The 18,241-nt window shown below is 58.4% G+C and carries 14 protein-coding genes; 7 read left to right on the top strand and 7 right to left on the bottom strand.

Translation table 11 applies throughout. The annotated features are described in order from the left end of the window. Window positions 1–307 precede the first annotated feature (307 nt). Window positions 308–1,426 carry an acyltransferase family protein gene (locus tag IFJ82_RS10545; protein ID WP_192264491.1) on the top strand — a complete coding sequence of 373 codons (1,119 nt, stop codon included), beginning with the start codon at window positions 308–310 and terminating at the stop codon, window positions 1,424–1,426. Here IFJ82_RS10545 and IFJ82_RS10540 read toward each other — a convergent pair. The 6 genes from IFJ82_RS10540 to wbaP all read right to left on the bottom strand — a co-directional run bounded on the left by IFJ82_RS10540 (window position 1,372) and on the right by wbaP (window position 9,583). Next, window positions 1,372–2,241, bottom strand: a complete 870-nt coding sequence (locus tag IFJ82_RS10540) for a glycosyltransferase family 2 protein (protein ID WP_003619314.1) — start codon at window positions 2,239–2,241, stop codon at window positions 1,372–1,374. The genes IFJ82_RS10545 and IFJ82_RS10540 overlap by 55 nt on opposite strands. A 19-nt stretch (window positions 2,242–2,260) precedes the next feature. Further along, window positions 2,261–4,300, bottom strand: a complete 2,040-nt coding sequence (locus IFJ82_RS10535) for a glycosyltransferase (RefSeq protein WP_225578630.1) — start codon at window positions 4,298–4,300, stop codon at window positions 2,261–2,263. Window positions 4,301–4,323: 23 nt separating this feature from the next. Beyond that, entirely contained in the window at window positions 4,324–4,704 is a 381-nt protein-coding gene (locus tag IFJ82_RS10530) for a hypothetical protein (protein WP_192264490.1), read from the bottom strand. After that, window positions 4,701–5,783 (bottom strand): glycosyltransferase family 4 protein, encoded by a 1,083-nt coding sequence (locus IFJ82_RS10525; RefSeq protein ID WP_040510680.1) that lies wholly within the window; start codon window positions 5,781–5,783, stop codon window positions 4,701–4,703. The genes IFJ82_RS10530 and IFJ82_RS10525 overlap by 4 nt, the downstream gene beginning before the upstream one ends. 28 nt (window positions 5,784–5,811) lie before the next feature. Next, complete coding sequence (locus IFJ82_RS10520; protein WP_003619321.1) at window positions 5,812–8,046, bottom strand: GumC family protein; 2,235 nt, start codon at window positions 8,044–8,046, stop codon at window positions 5,812–5,814. Window positions 8,047–8,119: 73 nt separating this feature from the next. Further along, window positions 8,120–9,583, bottom strand: a complete 1,464-nt coding sequence (gene wbaP / locus IFJ82_RS10515) for an undecaprenyl-phosphate galactose phosphotransferase WbaP (RefSeq protein WP_192264488.1) — start codon at window positions 9,581–9,583, stop codon at window positions 8,120–8,122. 384 nt (window positions 9,584–9,967) lie between these two features. On the opposite strand from wbaP, the gene IFJ82_RS10510 reads away from it, so the two are divergent. Both IFJ82_RS10510 and IFJ82_RS10505 read left to right on the top strand, forming a co-directional pair. Beyond that, entirely contained in the window at window positions 9,968–11,284 is a 1,317-nt protein-coding gene (locus IFJ82_RS10510; protein ID WP_110550071.1) for an outer membrane beta-barrel protein, read from the top strand. Window positions 11,285–11,350: 66 nt separating this feature from the next. After that, window positions 11,351–11,941 carry a polysaccharide biosynthesis/export family protein gene (locus IFJ82_RS10505; RefSeq protein WP_003619324.1) on the top strand — a complete coding sequence of 197 codons (591 nt, stop codon included), beginning with the start codon at window positions 11,351–11,353 and terminating at the stop codon, window positions 11,939–11,941. Between the two features lie 14 nt (window positions 11,942–11,955). Here the strand turns inward: IFJ82_RS10505 and IFJ82_RS10500 are convergent, their stop codons facing one another. Beyond that, window positions 11,956–12,129, bottom strand: a complete 174-nt coding sequence (locus tag IFJ82_RS10500; RefSeq protein ID WP_155734108.1) for a hypothetical protein — start codon at window positions 12,127–12,129, stop codon at window positions 11,956–11,958. A 168-nt stretch (window positions 12,130–12,297) separates the two neighbouring features. On the opposite strand from IFJ82_RS10500, the gene IFJ82_RS10495 reads away from it, so the two are divergent. The 4 genes from IFJ82_RS10495 to IFJ82_RS10480 all read left to right on the top strand — a co-directional run bounded on the left by IFJ82_RS10495 (window position 12,298) and on the right by IFJ82_RS10480 (window position 18,145). Beyond that, on the top strand, window positions 12,298–13,494 hold the full coding sequence (locus IFJ82_RS10495) for a glycosyltransferase (protein WP_075623930.1): 1,197 nt from the start codon (window positions 12,298–12,300) through the stop codon (window positions 13,492–13,494). A 38-nt stretch (window positions 13,495–13,532) separates the two neighbouring features. After that, window positions 13,533–15,011 (top strand): hypothetical protein, encoded by a 1,479-nt coding sequence (locus tag IFJ82_RS10490; RefSeq protein ID WP_075595170.1) that lies wholly within the window; start codon window positions 13,533–13,535, stop codon window positions 15,009–15,011. After that, window positions 15,004–15,606 (top strand): phosphatase PAP2 family protein, encoded by a 603-nt coding sequence (locus tag IFJ82_RS10485; protein ID WP_003619327.1) that lies wholly within the window; start codon window positions 15,004–15,006, stop codon window positions 15,604–15,606. The genes IFJ82_RS10490 and IFJ82_RS10485 overlap by 8 nt, the downstream gene beginning before the upstream one ends. A gap of 313 nt (window positions 15,607–15,919) precedes the next feature. Then, complete coding sequence (locus IFJ82_RS10480; protein WP_225578629.1) at window positions 15,920–18,145, top strand: TonB-dependent receptor; 2,226 nt, start codon at window positions 15,920–15,922, stop codon at window positions 18,143–18,145. The last annotated feature ends 96 nt before the right edge of the window (window positions 18,146–18,241 follow it).

Below are 18,241 nucleotides of genomic sequence, written 5' to 3'. Positions count from 1 at the left end.
ATGATGTTGGGGGATAGAGTGAAATTTAATATTTCATTTCTGTTTTATTATATCACGGAATAATAAAATATATCGTATCGTGCTGTATTTGGCGGGGAATTTTGCATCCCCTGCCGGGATTGCCATGCCGTGTCATGGGTGGGTTGTAGTCTTTCCTTGCTCTGTAAAGGAATGAACAGGATCATCTGTTACGGAAATCGCATGGCGGGATGGAAATATTTTTGATCCCATGTAAAACCCGTCCGGTGACTGGCCTGTTCCCTTGCGGAGGTCATGCAGCAGACAGGATCTGCGAAAGGAACGGGACATGGATGCACCCAGACATCATTACGCCGCTTTGGATGGGGTGCGTGGCTTTGCCGCCCTGTCGGTGATGATCTATCACCTTGGGCACTGGCTGGATGTGCCACAACTGGCGGTCAATAGCGGTCTTGCCGTGGACCTTTTTTTCTGCCTCAGCGGTTATGTGCTGTCGCTTTCATATGACACGCGCATGACGGGGTCGCGCGGCCTGTCGATGGGACAGTTCTTCAGCCGGCGTCTTGTTCGCCTCATGCCTGTGGTCGTTGTGGCCACTATTCTGGGCGGGGCTTATGTCATATTGCGGGCGTATCTCAATGGTGGGGATGTCCCCTATGCGGCGTTGTGTGTTGCGCTTGTCCTGGCGTTACTTGATCTGCCATATCTCTTTGCGCCCCATGAGATCGGCGGCCCGCAGGTTTTTCCGCTCAATGGGCCGCAATATTCTCTGTTCCTTGAACTGTTCATCAATCTGTTGTGGTGGATGACCCGTCGTCTGGATCAGCGCCTGCTGGCGGTGGCCATGGTGGGAGTGTGCCTGCCGCTGGTATGGATGACCGGACTGGGGGGGGATGTGCCCGCCACTTTCTGGAGCGGTTTCCCAAGGGTTGGCGCATCCTTTTTCATGGGGGTGGCGCTGTATCGTTTCACGCAGGTTATTCCGGCTGCCATTTCTGGCGTGTCCATGTTCATGACATGTTTCTGTCTTATGTTGGTACTGTTCTTCTGGCCCGGTGTGGCCTCACGCGGGGTGGAAATGGCATGGATTGCCATCTTCTCCCCCCTGCTGGTCATTTCTGGCGCCCGGGTCAGGATGCCGGCTGCCCTGACGCGGCTGTCCCTTTTGGGGGGGGAGGTCTCCTACCCGCTTTATGCGCTGCATTACCCGGTTTTCTGCTGGGTTAATGGCCTGTTCCAGGCAATGGTGCATGCACGCGTTGCGATTGTCGAAATCCCGCTGGTCTTTGTCATGGCTATTATGGTTTCTGTATTTGTCCTGAAGAAGGTTGATGAACCGGTCCGTCGCATGCTGTCGCACCGCAGTCCCCCCAATGCACCGGGTGGGCGTTCCTATCCGGTGGTGGGGGAGGCTTCGGCTGTCATGCCAGTGCATAATGAAAGATAACCCCTGACGCGACCAAGGAATGTCATTGCATAATAACGGAAAAATGGAATATTCCCCTTGAGCAGATAAAATGCGCTTCCCCCGATGGGGCGCAGCATGAATGTAAGGACGGTGCCGGGGCTGAGGTGGTTGTTGCGCATGACCCGCCCCATCCCCGCGCCATAGCTGTAAGCGCGTGCGATATTAAGGGAAACGGGCTTGTCAGGATGGATGATGCGCAGATCAGGAAGATAAAGACCTGAAAATCCTTTTTTCAGAAGGCGTAAGGCAAGGTCCTGTCCCTCGGCGGAGCCAAAGGGCGTGCCCGGCCCGATATTTTCATCAAACCCGCCGACAGCATTGAAGGCGTGACGACGAATGAAGAAATTGAACTCGATCAGGCATGTCCAGACAGTATGGGTGTCGATGACGGTTTCCTCGGCCTTCCATCGTCCTGAACGACCTGTATGGCCTTCATGCGTGATGACGGAACCGGTTATGAATTCAGGCGAACGCACACCGCTGAATGTTCGGTTGACGGTCTTAAGGATGTCTTTTGTATAAGCACAGTCATCATCAGGGAATGCAAGTATATCGCCCCCCGCGCGACTGGCGCCGAGGTTGCGGGCATGGTTGCATTTTCGGATGCTGCTGCGCAGGTGAAGGATACTCAGCCTGTCATTGAACTCCGTCACGACGGGGGCAAGCCGGTCATCGCCGTTCTGGTCCACGATAATGACTTCAAATGTCCTGAGCGACTGCTGCGACAGGGAAAGCAGGAGGTTGCGTAATTCTTCAACCCGTCCCAGCGTCGGTACGATCAGTGAAAAGAACATTGAAAAAAGCCCCCATGGGTTAAAGTGTCAGCATTTTTTCAGGTGAAATGCGCCCCAGGATCGCGTCACGTATGGCAAGCCAGTTGCCAATGATACGCCCCCGACGGTCGATATAGGGTTCGGGCCACAGGCTGCGTATGGCATTCATCGCCATGTTGCGGCCAATACTGCGCAAGGCATGGTCCAGGGGGAACGTTCCCTTGCGCGACAGGTAAAGCGGGTTTGCCACCTGCGAATATCCCAGTTTTCGCCCCGGCGTACGTCCGGATTTGCTGCCCAGATGGATGCCCTTTGCGCCGTTGACGCGCACGATACGACCCTGCCGTCCCAGTTGACGTGAAAAATCAATGTCTTCGTACCAGGCATACAGGGGCAGGCGCTCATCAAAACGCAGTCCTGCCGATGCGATGCTCGACAGGCGATAGGCCATATTGCACCCATAACCGTTCCATGCCGCCTGTATGGCGGGCAGGGGGGGCGTGTCATTCACGCTCGGGTTCGCCAGCATGTCGCGCGCGGCCTCCACCGTCAGGCCCGGCCCCTTTGCCCCATCCGCCAGTACGCGCCCGGTCGCGACGACAATATCGGGGTCCATGGCAAAGGCGCGTGCACAGTGTGCGAGGTAGTCGGGATCGGGCAGGAAATCATCATCGAAAAACACGACGATATTCGCATCCCCCATATGCCGCAGCAGCAGGTTACGCTGATGCGCCAGGCCCCGCGGCCCCTGAAGGAGGATCAGCCCTTCGGAAGGGGTCAGTCCGGTCATGTCCTGCATGGTGGGGGCACACACGATGATCCTGTGTGCCTGATGGGTCTGCCGGCCCAATTCCGCGATCGTTTCACGCAGGATGTCCGGTCGACCGCTTGTCGCGATACCGACCGTAATTTTCATGTTCCGTGCGGCGGGGGAGGGCGCATCAGCCATCGGGGCCTGTGTGGTGGATGTGCGCTGTGACAGGAGTTCGCGCGACAGCGCGACATGGCGCAGGGCATAGGATTTGGAATTGAGGCATGTGTGCATGCGTTCACGCGCATTGCGCACCATCCGCGCGCATCGGTCCGGGTCACATGCCAGTGTGACAATGGCGTGCCCCATGGCCTGTGCATCCCCGACCGGGACATAAAAAACACATGTCCCGTCGAAATAATGACGCAACCCGCCGGTATCCGTGGCAATGACCGGCAGCCCGCGCAAGGTGGCTTCCTCGATCACCGTAATGCCGGATGCATGCAGGTTATGTGTCAGGGGGACCACCACGATATCGGCGGCATCATACAGCCCGAACAGTGCGTCGTTGTGCGTCGGGGTGACGCGCGTGACATGGGCGGCAGAGGGGGGAAGGCTGGCGGTTGCGATGGTGACATGGCACGTCACATCGGCAGGCAGGGAGGAGGTCGCGGCAATCAGCGTGGTCCAGTCGCGATGGCGGTCATTCCCGAGTGACAGGACCTGTATCGGGGCACCCGGTGCATGCCGGGGGGCAGGGTGGTCCGTCATTTCGTCCGCACGGATGCCAAACGGAATCCATTCCATCCTCTGCCCAGGGAAAATGGGGCGTGCCTGCGCCAGGTTTTCGGGGGACAGGAATGTCAGCATGTCCGCGCGTGACAGCAGGCTGCGCATCAACAGGCGCCGCCATGCGGGTTCATGGGGCCAGCGATCCATCAGCCACACGCTCTGCGCGATCAGGGGGGGATGGGACGCGCCTGATGTCAGGCGGTACAGCAAAAGCACCGCCAGGGCCTGTGCCTCGGTATGGGTCCAGACCACGTCGGCGGACAGAATGCCCCCCCGGTTGCGCCAGGCCTGTACGAAATCGAAGCCAAGGATGAAGCGTACCCCATAACGCACAAGGCGGGACAGCGGGCCTTCTACCTTGTCCTCGGATTGGGCGATAACGATGCCGGGTCCTGCCGCACGATAATACCCATAGGCATAGGGTTCGTTAATTCCAGGAATCTCGCCCTTTTTCCAGCGTGTATGCCAGTTTGTCGCGCCATAGCCGTAGCTGAGCTGGACAAAGGCGCGCAATGGGGGGGCAGTCTCTGTGGGCATGGGGGCGTCTCCTATGCGCGAATCTAGAAAATACCGACCGGGACAATCCTGAAATTACGCTCCGCCATATGTGCGATCAGGTCAGCATGGGCTGTCGCGGCGCGATGGCGGGTAGGAAAGGCATGGCAGTAAGCGCCTTCCAGAACCACATGCATGCCAAAACGCAGGTTGACCGTGCGGGCAAACCTGCCGCCATAGGCATATACCGCCATCCGTGATGTCATGGGCAGGGAGTAGGGAGTGCTGATGAAGATCTGCTGGCGGGCGGGATCGCTGATGCTGCACCATACCGACTGCGTGGCGGCCGCACCTGCCCCCTGCGCGCAGGCCATGACCATCATGCCCCCCAGATATAGCGACCCCAGCCAGTCCAAGGTCCAGCCCAAGGTATGGATGTGCCTCATGCGGTCATATCCTGTGCGATCTGTAACAGCGACTGTGCCGCCCTGTCCCATGTGAACTCTGCAACCCGCTCCTTGCCCGCGGCCCGCAGTTCCTGCGCCACGACGGGTGTGTCCAGGATGCGCACCACGCTCTGTGCGATGGCGTCTGGATCGGCGGGATTGGCATAGATCGCGGCCATGCCACAGATCTCATGCAGGACGGGGATATCGGCGGCGACCACGGGACAGTGACAGGCCATGGCCTCCAGCGGGGGAAGGCCGAAACCTTCATACAGGGATGGAAACACGAAGCATGCCGCAGCCTCGTACAGCGCGCGTAGCTCCCCGTCGCTGACACGCCCGACATAAGTGGCAGGGTGGGGAAGAGTCTGTGTGCCGCTGGCATTGAATATGGTTGTGTTTACGCTGCCGCTGATGACAAGCGGGATGCCACGCAGCGACAGCGCACGCGCCACCACTTCCAGCCGCGCAAGGTTCTTGTGCGGGGCCAGATTGCCAACCGCGAGGACGAAGCGTTGCGCCTTGAGGTCATGACGGGCCAGGATGGTGGTGTCGGCGGGGGCGCGCACGATATGCTCTGCCCCTTCGCCCATGACCGAAATCCGTTCGGCGGGAATGCGCAGGTACCGCGCAAGTTCCATGCGGGAAAACTCGGAAACTGTAACAAGGCGCGTACGCGTACGGGACAGCAGGACATGCAGGACCCGGTACCACAGCCGGAATTTCCATGAATAGGATTCAGGATGCCCGAATACGCCTGCATCATGAATGATCACGATCTGGCGGCGCCCGAATAAGGGGGCCGTATTGCCAAGGTTGAGCAGGATTCCATTACGTGCAGCCATGGGCAGTTCGCATTGTTCCCACACCTGCCCATGGCGCGTACCCACCGTGCGGCGTGGCAGGGCTGGTGCATCATGTTCGGCAACATGCCCCGATGGTGTCAGAAGCACCGGCGTGGGCCGTCCCTGCGCATGGCTGACCCTGGCCAGGGCATGGCAGATTTCAATCGCGAACCGCTGCACCCCGCTCAGGGGTTGGGTCATGAAGCGGCCATTGACATAGATGGCAGGTCTCACCAGAGCACTCCAAACGTTGCGCGCCACCTCAGGTCGGGGGGAGCAGTCCATAATGGCTGTAAATCCGGAAGGGGTGCCGCTCTGCTTCACCCAGGCTGTGAGGTGGGGCCTGCGTCAGTACTGCCCCCAGCGTGCGTGCGTCATAGGTGTGCAGCGTACGCATCGCCTGTACCAGTGTCGCGGCGCTGGTGCGTCCCCATTTGACCACCATCACCACCCCATCGGTCAGGCGTGACAGCACGGCCGCATCGGGAAATGCCAGTGCAGGCGGCGTGTCGAGCAGGATCATGTCATAGTGCGATCCCACCTGCGCCAGTATCTGCCCCAGTTCCTCGGGCAGGAGCATTGCACCGCCGCCCCGATGCATCATTCCCTCGGGCGTGAGGATGTCGACACCGGGCAGCACGTCGCGTTCCAGCCCGGCGAGCAGCGGGGACACCGGGGCATGGGTGTTGCGTACGATACTGACCGCACCCATGATGCGCATGGCCGATGGATTGCGCATATCACAATCAATGACCAGCGCGCGTTGGCCGCATCGTCCCGTATTGGCCGCAAGCGACAGGGCGAAGGTTGTCTTCCCCTCGGCCTGCTCGGCGGAAGTCACGAGTACAACCTTGGCGCGAAAACGGCTGTGGCCAAAGGACAGGACACTGCGGATGGATTCCACCGTCTCCAGATACGCCGAACGGTCCCGGCTGGCATACTGGCGCGACAGTGACCCGGCGAAGGCCGGCACCAGTCCCAGCGCGAACAGGCCGGGTATGGCATCAAGTTCGGCTGTGCTGCGTACTCCCTTGCGCATCCGGTCGATGACCAGCGCGGAGCCTGCTCCCATCATAAGTGCGAAGATGAAGGCAATGAGCATATATTGCTTGCGTGGTGGCCCATAGGGGCCAAGTGGTGTTTCGGCCCGTGAAATCAGGTCGGCTTCCGCCACCTGAAGTTCCGCCTGTGTGGAGGTCTGGGCAAACCTGCCAAGGTAGTCCTGGTAGACCGTGCGTGCCGCGGTTGCCTCGCTTTGCAACTGGCGCAGGGTCACGTCCGCCTCATTTTCAGCAGTGACCTGCCCCTGTAGCCTGTCTACTTCGGCGGACAGGGCTGCGACGCGGGCTTCAGCACTGGAGAGTTCCTTGGCGGCGCTGCTGGCGACACGCTGGATTTCCGCACCAATGCGCGCACGCACCTGTGCGGCGGCCGCACGTACCGATTGCAGGTCGGGATTGCCGTCCATGACCGTTTGGCTCAGGCTTGCGGCGCGGCTGCTGATCTGGGCTTCCTGCGCCTGCAACTGCTGGATCAGGGGGGAGGAAACGGCATCGGGAATACTGTCGAGGCTGCCATTATGAATTGCGTTGCGTATTTCCGTATAACGCGCACGCCTGCTTTCAAGGTCGCCGCGTGCAGTAATCAGTTCACGGTTCATCTGGATCAGTTGCTGGTCGGTCACGGTCGTGCCACCGCCATCGGCATTGCTGTTGCCGTTCGCGCCCGGCGCGCGCTCCAGCTCCGCCGCGATCAGGCCGTTTTTTTCACGGAATGCCTGCACCGCCTGTTCTGCCTTGCGCAGGCGTTCCCTCAGGGGGGCGATCTGTTCGTCAAGCAGGGCATTGGCCTGCCATGTCGCCGAAATTTTCATGTGGCGTTTGAAATCGAGATAGACATCCGCATAGGCATTGGCGATGCGCGCGCTGGTTGCCGCATTGACCGTACTGGCCGTGATGGTGATGATATATGACCGGCCGTCATTGAGGACCGTCACCCATTGGTTGAGAAGCAGGCTGGTGGCCTGAAGGCGTTCGTCCGCTGTCATCGGAATTTGTGGCGGTGGTGTCACGAACATGCGCGAAATTGCGTCGATCATGCGTTTACTGATCGGGACATGATCGAGTGCTTCCCGAAAATCCGGGTCATTCACCAGATCCAGTTTTTGGGCGACCGCACGGGCAATGGCCGGGCTGCGCAGGATGCTGACCTCGCTATTGACGGCCACGGTGTCCACCTCGGGGGAGGAAACCGTGGCCTGCAGATCGCGAAACGGGGCCTGATGTGTGCCGATGATCAGGATCGAAGATGCATTGTAGTACGGCCTGAGCGAGAATATGCCGATCCCCGCAGGGACCGCGATCCCCAATGTCACAAGGGCGATCGCCAGCCGGTGGCGCCCCATGATGCTGAAGGCATGCAAGGGTGAAACCTGCTGTGTTGCCGTTGGTTCTGGCGCGGGGCCGTTGAAGGATGCGGGCAATTGGAGCGTATTCATCACTTGCGTCCTTCCGAAAGGGTCGCTGTGGACAAAAGGGGCATGGTGGCTGCCTCTGTCCTGTGGGCAATCTTTAACGCGCGCCTTTCTGTGCCAGGACGGCAGGCACGGTCTTCACAAGGATGACGACGTCGCGCCACAGGCTCCAGTTCCGCACGTACCAGTTATCCAGTTGGACACGGCGTGTATAGGATGTGTCACTGCGGCCACTGACCTGCCACAGGCCGGTAATCCCGGGGCGGATGGCCATGTAATATTCCATGTCCTCGCCATAATGGACTTCTTCGGCCATGACGATCGGGCGCGGTCCGACAAGGCTCATTTCCAGGCGCAGCACATTGAAGATCTGCGGCAGTTCATCGAGGCTCGTCTTGCGCAGCAGCCGTCCGATGGGGGTAATGCGCGGGTCTGACGTCAGTTTGCGTGTGCTCGCCCATTCGGCTGCCGCCTGTGGGTCATGCGCCAGGATATCGGCCAGAATGGCGTCGGAATTGACCGCCATCGTCCTGAACTTCAGGCAGCGGAAAGGACGGCCATTGTGCCCGATGCGCATATGGCCAAAGATGGCGGGGCCACCGTCGATGCGGACCAGCGCGTATACCAACGCCAGTAATGGAAAGATCGCCACCAGGACAAGGGAGGCTATGAAAAGGTCGAGCGCCACTTTCATGGCCCGGTGAACCGGTCGGTCCAGGTTGTTGCGGAACGTCATCATCATGGCGTCATGGCTGAAATATGCCTGGCACCCGTGGTCCAGCGGCAGTCCGTGCATTGACGGCATCAGGGAAAATGGCAGGCGTGTGCGGGTGACATGTTCGACCACGCGCCGCCCGTCACCATCATGCACGTCCATGACCAGCAGCAGTCGCGCCGCCCCGTGGCGGGCCAGCAGCATGCGGTGCAGGTGGGTGCCCGACATATGCAGCAGCCGCGATGGCGGGATGCAACCAACCGAGCGCAGGCCGGGGAAGCGTTCGCTGGAAAATATCTCAATGGCGCGACCGCAATCCTCGGGTTCGCCAGCCAGCAGTACGGGAATGCGCCACAGTCCCATGGCATGCAGCACCCGTTTCGTGATCTGGCGCAGTGCCACATCGACAAAGGGGAACATCATGAATGGAAACAAGGCAGAAAGGACATGTGTGTCAGGCCATGACAGCACAAAAACGACCATTCCCGCCATGGCTGCCGCCATGACGATCTGTGCCACCTCGTTCCAGAATGGGGGGCGATCGGTGTAATGGCGCTGATATGTAAAATAACCAATCATGACCACAAGCATGGCGCAGGACAGAAAAAACACGTTTTCCAGTTCCATGTAATGAATGTTTTTTGGGAAAAACATTTCTTCGATGGCCAGGCATAGCGAAAATGCGGCACAATCCGCGGCAATCAGACCTGTTGTGCAGGAAAAATGTATATGTCGTAATTGGATGGTAGGCGTATGGATTCCCTCCACCTCGCCCAAGGGTGCATCACTACGGGGTATTGCCGCAGGGATGGGGCCGACGGCCGCGGGGGAGAGATGAGTATCCATGATATACTCCGCATTATTTCAAAATATGTAGAGCCAAGAATACTTGGTGCCGCGTTTTTTATTTGGTCCGGCAACGCAGTTGCATGAAAGCACTTTTGACGATTGCCGGTTTCACCGTGACAGGCCCTATACGTGGCAGCGTGGAAGCAAGTTTCGCCGAAAGGTTAAAAATTTATTTCCAACAATAACGCGAAAGTGACCACAGTTTTGTTATGAAAACGCGAAAATGGAAAAGACGCCGAAATAATTTAATATTAAGAAGGAATTAAATCTGCGTGCCTATGCCTCCTTGTCCGAAGAAAGAAGCAAGAATACCCCATTAAGGCAGGTTCCCAGATGGCTGTTCCCCGGCGTTTCCATTCATGAATGTTCAATAGGTCTCTGGTGCGCAAAATAATTGTCTTCAGGCTGGGCCTGACTGCTGCGGCTCCGATTTTCCTGGCCGATGGCGCATATGCCCAGGTTATCGACAACTATTTCCCGGCCATTGGAAGCGGGGCGGGTGAATTGGCGCAGGAACCGGCGCAGGTGCGTGCGATGGGGGCCTATACGCCGCTGGGTAAGCGGTACGGACCTTTGCGCATTGATGCCGATGGCAGCGAATCGGAAGGATATGCCAGCAACGTTGACCGCAACGTCGGCGGTCATTCCAGCGCGGTTGTCTCCACACAGGGGAACCTGTCGGCGGTGTCAAGGTGGGGCAAGCGCGATCAGGTCCATGGTAATATCAACGTGGACGATATCCGCTATCCGTCGCGCAGCATCCAGAACCGAACGAACTGGACCGCCAACCTTGGCGGGGTGCATGATTTTGGTCACGATACGATTGGTGTCTCCTATACTCACCTGTCGCTTGTGCAGATGCCCACGGATCTTGGCGCGCTGATTGTCAATCGCCCTGTGCCGTACCAGGTTGATGACGGCAGGATCAGCTATACCGCGACGACACATGGGCGGCTGAGTATCATCCCGCAGGTTGACGTGCAGCGTTATCATTTTGATTATTTTACCCCGACCGCGAATCAGCCAAGCCAGGGATATCGTGACCGTGTGCTTGTGACCGAAGGGGTGACCGCGCAATATGAGCTGCGCGGTGACAGCCATGTATTGCTGGTGATGCAGGGGACGGAAATCCGTTACCAGAACCCGTTGGAAAATGCGCCATCGCGTGATTCCAACGGTGCATCGGTCATGGCGGGGTATGATTTCGGCATGCGCGGTCCGTTACGGTTCCGTGCCCTTGTAGGGTACCAGACCCGGCGTTACCGTGCCAGCGCATATGGCAGCATCAATTCCCCCATGGCGGAAGCCGAACTCAGTTGGGCGCCGACGCGCCTGACCACGGCAACCCTGAGCGTCCGGCATGGGATTGAGGACAGCGCCTTTGAAAATGTGGTTGGCTATACATTTACCGGCGCGCGGATCGGTGTAACGCACACGTATCAGCGTAATATCGTTTTTTCTGCATATGGACAGATACAGAAAGCGAACTATCCGTCGGCTCCGGCCTTTCTACAGAACACGGTCCTGTACCAGGAGCACAATAACCAGACGTTTTATGGCGTGGGGGCCGAGGTGCAGTGGCTGATCAACCGCCACATGCGCCTGTCGGCAAATTATGATTTCAGCAGTCAGAATACGGTGGGAAGCGGACAGTTCCCGATACATACTTTTCTGGTCGGGTTTCATCTCTCGCTTTAGGCGACGCGTATCCGGGCGTCTGGTCTTCCTGCCGGGATGGATATGATGACAGGAGCATACGACGCAATGCCGACGACCTGTTCAAGACCCTGCCGGGCGGCCATCTGGCTGCCGGCGATCATGGGCGTGATGGGGGGCCTGCTTGCAGGTTGCGCGCCCGGTTCGGATTTGAAACCGGTTCCCCCTTATGACCCCGGACAGTACCGTCTGGGCGTGGATGATGAAATCCGTGTCATGACATATGAACAGGATCAGTTTACATCGGATTTTCGTGTCGATAGCAGCGGAAAGGTCGCCTTTCCCGTTGCGGGCAGCCTGCAGGCAGCAGGGTTGACCACAGTGGAATTCGCAACCGAGGTGTCAAAGGCCCTGCAGGCGGCGCGGATGCTGCGTGACCCGAGTGTTTCGGTCGAGGTTTCGGCCTATCGCCTGGTGTCAGTGCTGGGGGAAGTAGCAAAGCCTGGCCAGTATCCCTACCAGCCGGCCATGACGCTGCTGACGGCGGTTGCGGCGGGGGGGGGATTTACCTATCGTGCGCTGGAAACCCGTGCCTATGTCGTGCGGCAGGAAGGGGATCATGCGGTTGTCGGGTATCTTAAGCCCCATGATTACGTAAAACCGGGCGATGTCATAAAAATATACGAACGTCACTTCTGATACCATACCCGCGATCATCGCAGCAGACAGAAGGCCGCGATGATCGCCCCCCAGCATGCAAGGCCGATCATGATGCCGATAACCATGCCCCGTGCGGGGCGCAGGCGGTCCGGTACGGTGGGGCGCAATGGGGCGCGCGATGACGATGTGGGGGTACCTTGTGGCCTGTGGCGGGATTTCAGGGGCAAAGATCATCTCCTGCTCGGTGCCGCGTCAGGCCCTGTTTACGTAATGTCGGCGATATCTTCATGCCTATGTCTGAAGATATGGATAATGCCCACGTGCCTGCCCTGTAAAGCATGTGGACACATGCACGGCAAGGGGACGTGACAGTCAGCAAAGCGGAGGGGTAATTCATGAATATTCTTCCTGCGGCACGCCCGCAGCCGATGGCCCCGCGTGTTGCCATCGTCCACGAATGGCTGGAGCATTATGCGGGGTCTGAACGGGTGCTTGAACAGCTTGTGCTGATGTATCCGCACGCTGCACTCTTTGCGATCGTCGATTTCATGCCCCCTGATCGTCGCGCCTTTCTGGGGGGGCGATCAGTCGGGACGACGTTCATACAGAAACTTCCTTTTTCCAGAAGGTATTTTCGATATTATCTTGGCCTGATGCCCATTGCCGTGGAACAGCTTGATCTTGCGGGATTCGATCTCGTGATTTCCAGTAACCATGCGGTGGCCAAGGGGGTGATTACGGGGCCGGACCAGGTCCATGTCTGTTATGTCCATTCACCGATGCGTTATGCATGGGACATGCAGGCGGCATATCTGCGCCATGGCGGGATGGAGCGTGGGATAAAGGGAATATACGCACGCTGGCTGCTGCATCGGTTGCGCAACTGGGATGTGCGGTCCGCCGCCGGTGTTGATGTGTTTGTGGCTAATTCAAGCTATATCGCGCGCAGGATACGCAAGGTCTATCGCCGGGAGGCTGTGATTGTATATCCCCCTGTCGATATCGACAGGTTTCATGAAAAAATGCTTCCACGACGCGAGGCTTACGTCGTGATATCACGCATGGTTCCCTATAAACGCATCGACCTTGTGGTGGAGGCATTCCGGCGCATGCCCCATCGTGTCCTGCATGTGGCGGGTGACGGACCGGAGCGTGACCGGATCGAGGCGGTAGCGGCAGGCGCGCCGAACATCATCTTTCGTGGCCGTGTCAGTGATGCGCAGGTTCTGGAGATGATGCAGGAGGCACGCGCCTTTGTTTTCGCGGCGGAGGAGGATTTCGGGATCGCGATGGTGGAGGCGCAGGCATGTGGCACCCCGCTGATTGTTTTCGGGCGTGGTGGTGCATGTGACATTGTTCGTGATGCCGATGATCCCGAGGGGCCGACGGGTGTGTTTTTCGAGGAGCAGGAGCCGGACGCCATTATTGATGCGGTCGAACGGTTCGAGGCGATGCGCGACCGGATGACTGCACGTGCCTGTCGCGCCAACGCCCGGCGTTTTTCGCATGAGGCCTTCCGCCAGTCCATGTCTGACGTGGTGGGGCAGGCGATGCGTGACACCTGCGCACGCCGGATGCACACGCCGCGATAGGTCGCGCATGGAAACAGGTAAGGCGGAGGCTATGTGCTATGACGATCCCGGTTGTCGGACTGATTCTGTTTCCGCTGTGCCTGCTGTTATGGATGCGTCCGCTGCTGATGCTCCATATCCTGCTGCTTGCAGGGATTCTGCCTGCGGCGGCGGCACTGGTGCTGGGTGGGTTGGGGGTACAGCCTGCCATGGTGCCCGCCATGGCGTTCATGAGCTTCGTGATGCTGCAATGGGTGATGGGGGTTCATTATCCAGGGGAACGTACGGTCATGGCGCTGTGTTTCCCGTTCGTGGCGGTGGTGGCATGGACGCTGCTCGCCTCCATGATCATGCCACGACTGTTCATGAACCAGGTCATGGTCTGGCCGCAAAAGAGCGATTCAGTGGGGGGCAGGGTACTGCTTGCGCCGAATTTCGGGAATATCTCGCAGGATATGTATCTGCTGATAAATACACTCTTCCTGGTGCTGGCGGCACGTTTCCTGACCCGCAGCGACATTCGGCTGGATCGTCTTTACCGGACCTTCCTGCTGTCGGGGTGGTGTGTCGTGGGGATCTGCATGTGGCAGTTCGCGCACCGGATCGGTGGTGTCCCGTTTCCCGATACGTTTTTTTATTCCAATCCCGGTTGGGCCGTCCTTAATACCCAGACCGCAGGGCCGGTGCCACGCATCAATGCGTCGTTTTCGGAACCAGCCGCCTGTGCCGCCTTTCTTGGTGAAATCCTGTTTTCCAGCGTCTGGATCGTTTTGCAGGGATATTCCGTGGCCCGTGCCAGATGGCTGGTCCCTGCGTCGGCCCTTGCGCTTGTTTGCACGACCTCGACCACGGGTTTCATTACCGTGGCGATGGAAATCTGCCTCCTGCCCGTGGCGGCCATCGCCACCGGGTCGATGCAGCTTTTGGGAAATATAACCCGAATGATTGTCGTGGGGATTGCGCTGCTGGCCTGTGGGGGGCTGGTGGTCGTCACGGTTGCGCCACAGGTCGTGCCTGCGGCACAGTTCGTGTTCCAGTCCACGGCGGAAAAGAAAGACAGCCAGTCTTATCAGGATCGTTCCCAGGTGGATCGGGATTCCATGTCCCTTGTCGGGGAAACCTATGGGCTTGGGGTGGGGTGGGGCAGCAACCGGGCGTCCAGCCTGCTGCCTGGTCTGTTATCGACCATCGGGGTGGTGGGGGCGATTGGCCTTCTGGTCTTTGACTGGCGGTTGTTACGTGCGGCGATGGCGGCGCGCAGGCGTGTGCCGCCGGGGCCGGAGCGCCTGGTTATCGAAGGCGTGGTGCCCGCCCTTGTCGCACGTCTGATTGCGGCATCGCTTTCCAGTCCGACTGTGGGCTTTCTCGATTTTTACCTGCTGATCGCCATGCTGGTTGCCGCGATCGCGCGCATTGACCTTCAGTGCGCGGCCATGGACCCCGCACGTATCGCGCATCACGCGCTGGTGCCGGTATATGCCACTGCGGGACAATGCCATGCGGAGGTGGAGACGGACAGGCCGCAGATCCATGCATGAGACGGGATGGAAGATGATGCATGTCCTGACCAATGCGGGAGATCAGGCCCTGATGATCCCTATGGAGGTGGGGGTCTTGTTTGTCTTCATGCTGTGTCGCTGCTGGCGTATGGCCGTGGCATGGGCTGTCATGGTTCTTGCGGGATCAGGGGTGATGCTGCTGCTGAAGCTGTATTTCGAGGCATGTGGTCCCGCCCGTCATCGTGTGTTGTACAGCCCCAGCGGTCATACGATGGCGGCGACCATGGTATATGGCGGCCTGCTGTCGCTGACGCGGCTTGACCGTGTTTCCCTTGCGGTCGGGGTGCTGGCCATTGCGGTGCTGGAGGGATGGACCCGTGTTGCGCTGGGTTATCACACCGTGGTTGAGGTCATGGTGGGTGGGGGGATCGGTATTGTGATGGTGGCCGGGTTTGTGGCATGGACCCCGCCAAGACAAACGAAATTTCGTCCGATCCTGTCCGTCCTGTTCGTGGTCATGATCGTGGCGATATCCATGCATGGATGGCACCCCAATATCGAACGCACGATACAGTCGGCCTCGCGGTTGTATTTTTCAAAGTGGGAATGTAAAAAACCGCCTTTGCACGAATAAGGCAAATATTGTCATAACATGCCGGATGAAGCGTTTGGACATATCATGCGGCGAACAAATGTTTTTACATCGTGATCGGCTGGTTTTATACGCTTGGTCCGGCATATGGGGCATGATGTGGTGATGTCCGGGTCTGGCGATCATGTCCCATGATGAATATGGCCACCTTGCGCTGCGCAATTGCAGGGTGGAAACATCTGAATATACAACAGGTAACAGACACCCGATAATGCGCCATGTCCTAAGACGACCTGACCATGAGATACTGTCGCTGTTGTTTCGGTGCGGGTGTCTGGCAATGGGGGGGATGGCCATGTTTTCGCTGTCCCAGCAGGCGTATGCGGCACCATCAGTCGCGCGCCATACCCATGCACGACGGCCGGCAAAGGCCATGCCCACCCGGGCCGAAGCCATCACGGTCAATGCGCAGCGTCGCGATTTCCCCTATCCTGAGGCGCAGCATTCCCCGGATGCGGATACGCGCCTGACCGGTACGCGCCTGATCGAACGCGGGGTCGTATCCCTGCGCGGGTTGGAGCGTGTGGCACCAAACCTGACCATCCAGAGCATCAACGGCACGGCCTCGACCAATTTTTACCTGCGTGGGGTTGGTTTCAACGATTTTACGCAGAATAACATGCCGTCGGTACTGTCCTATTTCGATGACGTTCCTTTTGCGTTTTCGACGATGACGGACGGGATGATGTTCGATCTGGCTGGGGCAGAAGTTACGCCGGGGCCGGTGGGCACACGCCATGGACAGTCCGATACGGGGGGAGAGGTGCGGTTGCGTACCAATGACCCGACCGATCACTGGCATTACGGCGCACGGCAGGATATCGCCTCCTACGCCCGCAGCCGCAGCGAGGCGTATGTTTCAGGTCCGCTTGCACGTGGGCTGAGCTTCCGCCTTGCGGGACAGACGCAGCAGGGCGGCGGGTGGCAGACTGATCCGGTCAATGGTGCCCACCTTGGCGATGCTGACCTGTGGGCCTTGCGCGGCAAGTTGAAATGGACACCTGACAGCCATACCACCTTGCTGGTTTCCGGGCATTTTACCCAAGATGACAGCGAGGTGGTCAATCCCATTCCCGTTGATCGTCTGGTGGGGAAAGCCCCCCTGCCCACGGGGTCATGGCAGCAGACGCAATGGTCCATGCGTCCCGAATTCGCCCGCCTGATTGGGCGCAAGCCGGGGCTGAAACCCAGCGAGCATAACCAGTTCTGGGGTGCGGATGTCCATTTCTCCCATGATTTTGGCCCGGTGATATTTTCATCCATCAGCGCGTTCGAGACGGAACGGCAAGGTGAGTATACGGACCAGGATGGCACCGCACTGGCACAGGCCGATACTTATCGCACCATTGACGCGAATACTTTTACACAGGAAGTGCGCCTGCAATCTTCCCACCCGCATGACCGGTTGCAATGGACGGTGGGGGCCTTTTACCAGCGCAGCCGCATGCAGCAGCACTTCTTTTTTGATTATACCGATTATGTTCCGCAACGCGGTTATATGATGGCCACCCATTTTGGTATGGATCAGGAAAACACCTCAGAATTCGGTAATGTCAGCTATCGCGTGGGACATGGCGTAACCCTGTGGGTGGGGCTGTTGCATGAAATTGATGACCGGTCGATCTCCGGCCTGCAATCTGTCATCTTTGGCGGTGTATCGCGCGATTTTCATGGCGAAAGCACGGCGGCCGCGCAATATGCGGGACAGGCCGAAGTGTCATGGCAGGCAGCGGCGCATGAGCTTGTTTATTTCAAGATCAGCAAGGGATTCAAACCTGGCGGGTTCACGGCAAACAATACCCAGATCCAGGCACAGTTGAACCCGTTCAAGCCCGAAACTGTCCTGACCTATGAACTTGGCCTGAAAAGTGACCCCATTCCCAACCGTATCCGCCTTAATGCGGCGGCATTTTACAATGATTACCATAACCAGCAACTGGTTGGGACAGTGTTGATCCCTGATTATGGGCCGTTGAGTGAAATTACAAATGCGCCCAAATCCGAAAGCTGGGGGTTTGAGGCAACGTTGGACATACATCCGTTCGCGCATCTGTTCGTGACGCAGAATCTGGGGTGGCAGCGGGGAAATTTCCAGAATTTTCCAACCGTGAACCGTGCCGCCACCAATGCTTATTATGCACGGCATGGGGTGTGGAAGGCGATTGAGGATAATTTTGCCGGTGTGGATAACGGACAACCCAAGCTGACCCTGAATGGTAATGCGGAATGGCGTCAGGCGCTGGGCACGCATTATGGTATTGATGTCGGTCCCGACTGGCTGTATCGCGACAGTCAGGCGATTACACCCGGCGGGACGGGTTTTTATCGCCTGCCGCCCTATTTCCTGCTGGGTGCGCATGCGACGTTCCACCCGGCATCCGGGCACTGGTCGGCCACGGTTTATGCGACGAACCTGCTCAATCGACGTTATGCCGAAAGCGGTGGCATGGCGACTACCACCTATTTCTATATTCCTGGCGCCCCGCGTTTCATCGGTGGTCGCGTGTCGTGCGATTTTTGATGCGCCGGGCTTTTGATATGCCGCGCCATCACGTCACCAAAATGTGTGCTGTTACGTGTGGCAAAGTCACGTGTCGTGAACGTCGATCATGTAATA

The organism is Novacetimonas hansenii (assembly GCF_014843995.1).
GTDB lineage: Bacteria > Pseudomonadota > Alphaproteobacteria > Acetobacterales > Acetobacteraceae > Novacetimonas > Novacetimonas hansenii.
This window is presented reverse-complemented; position numbering and strand designations above follow the sequence as displayed.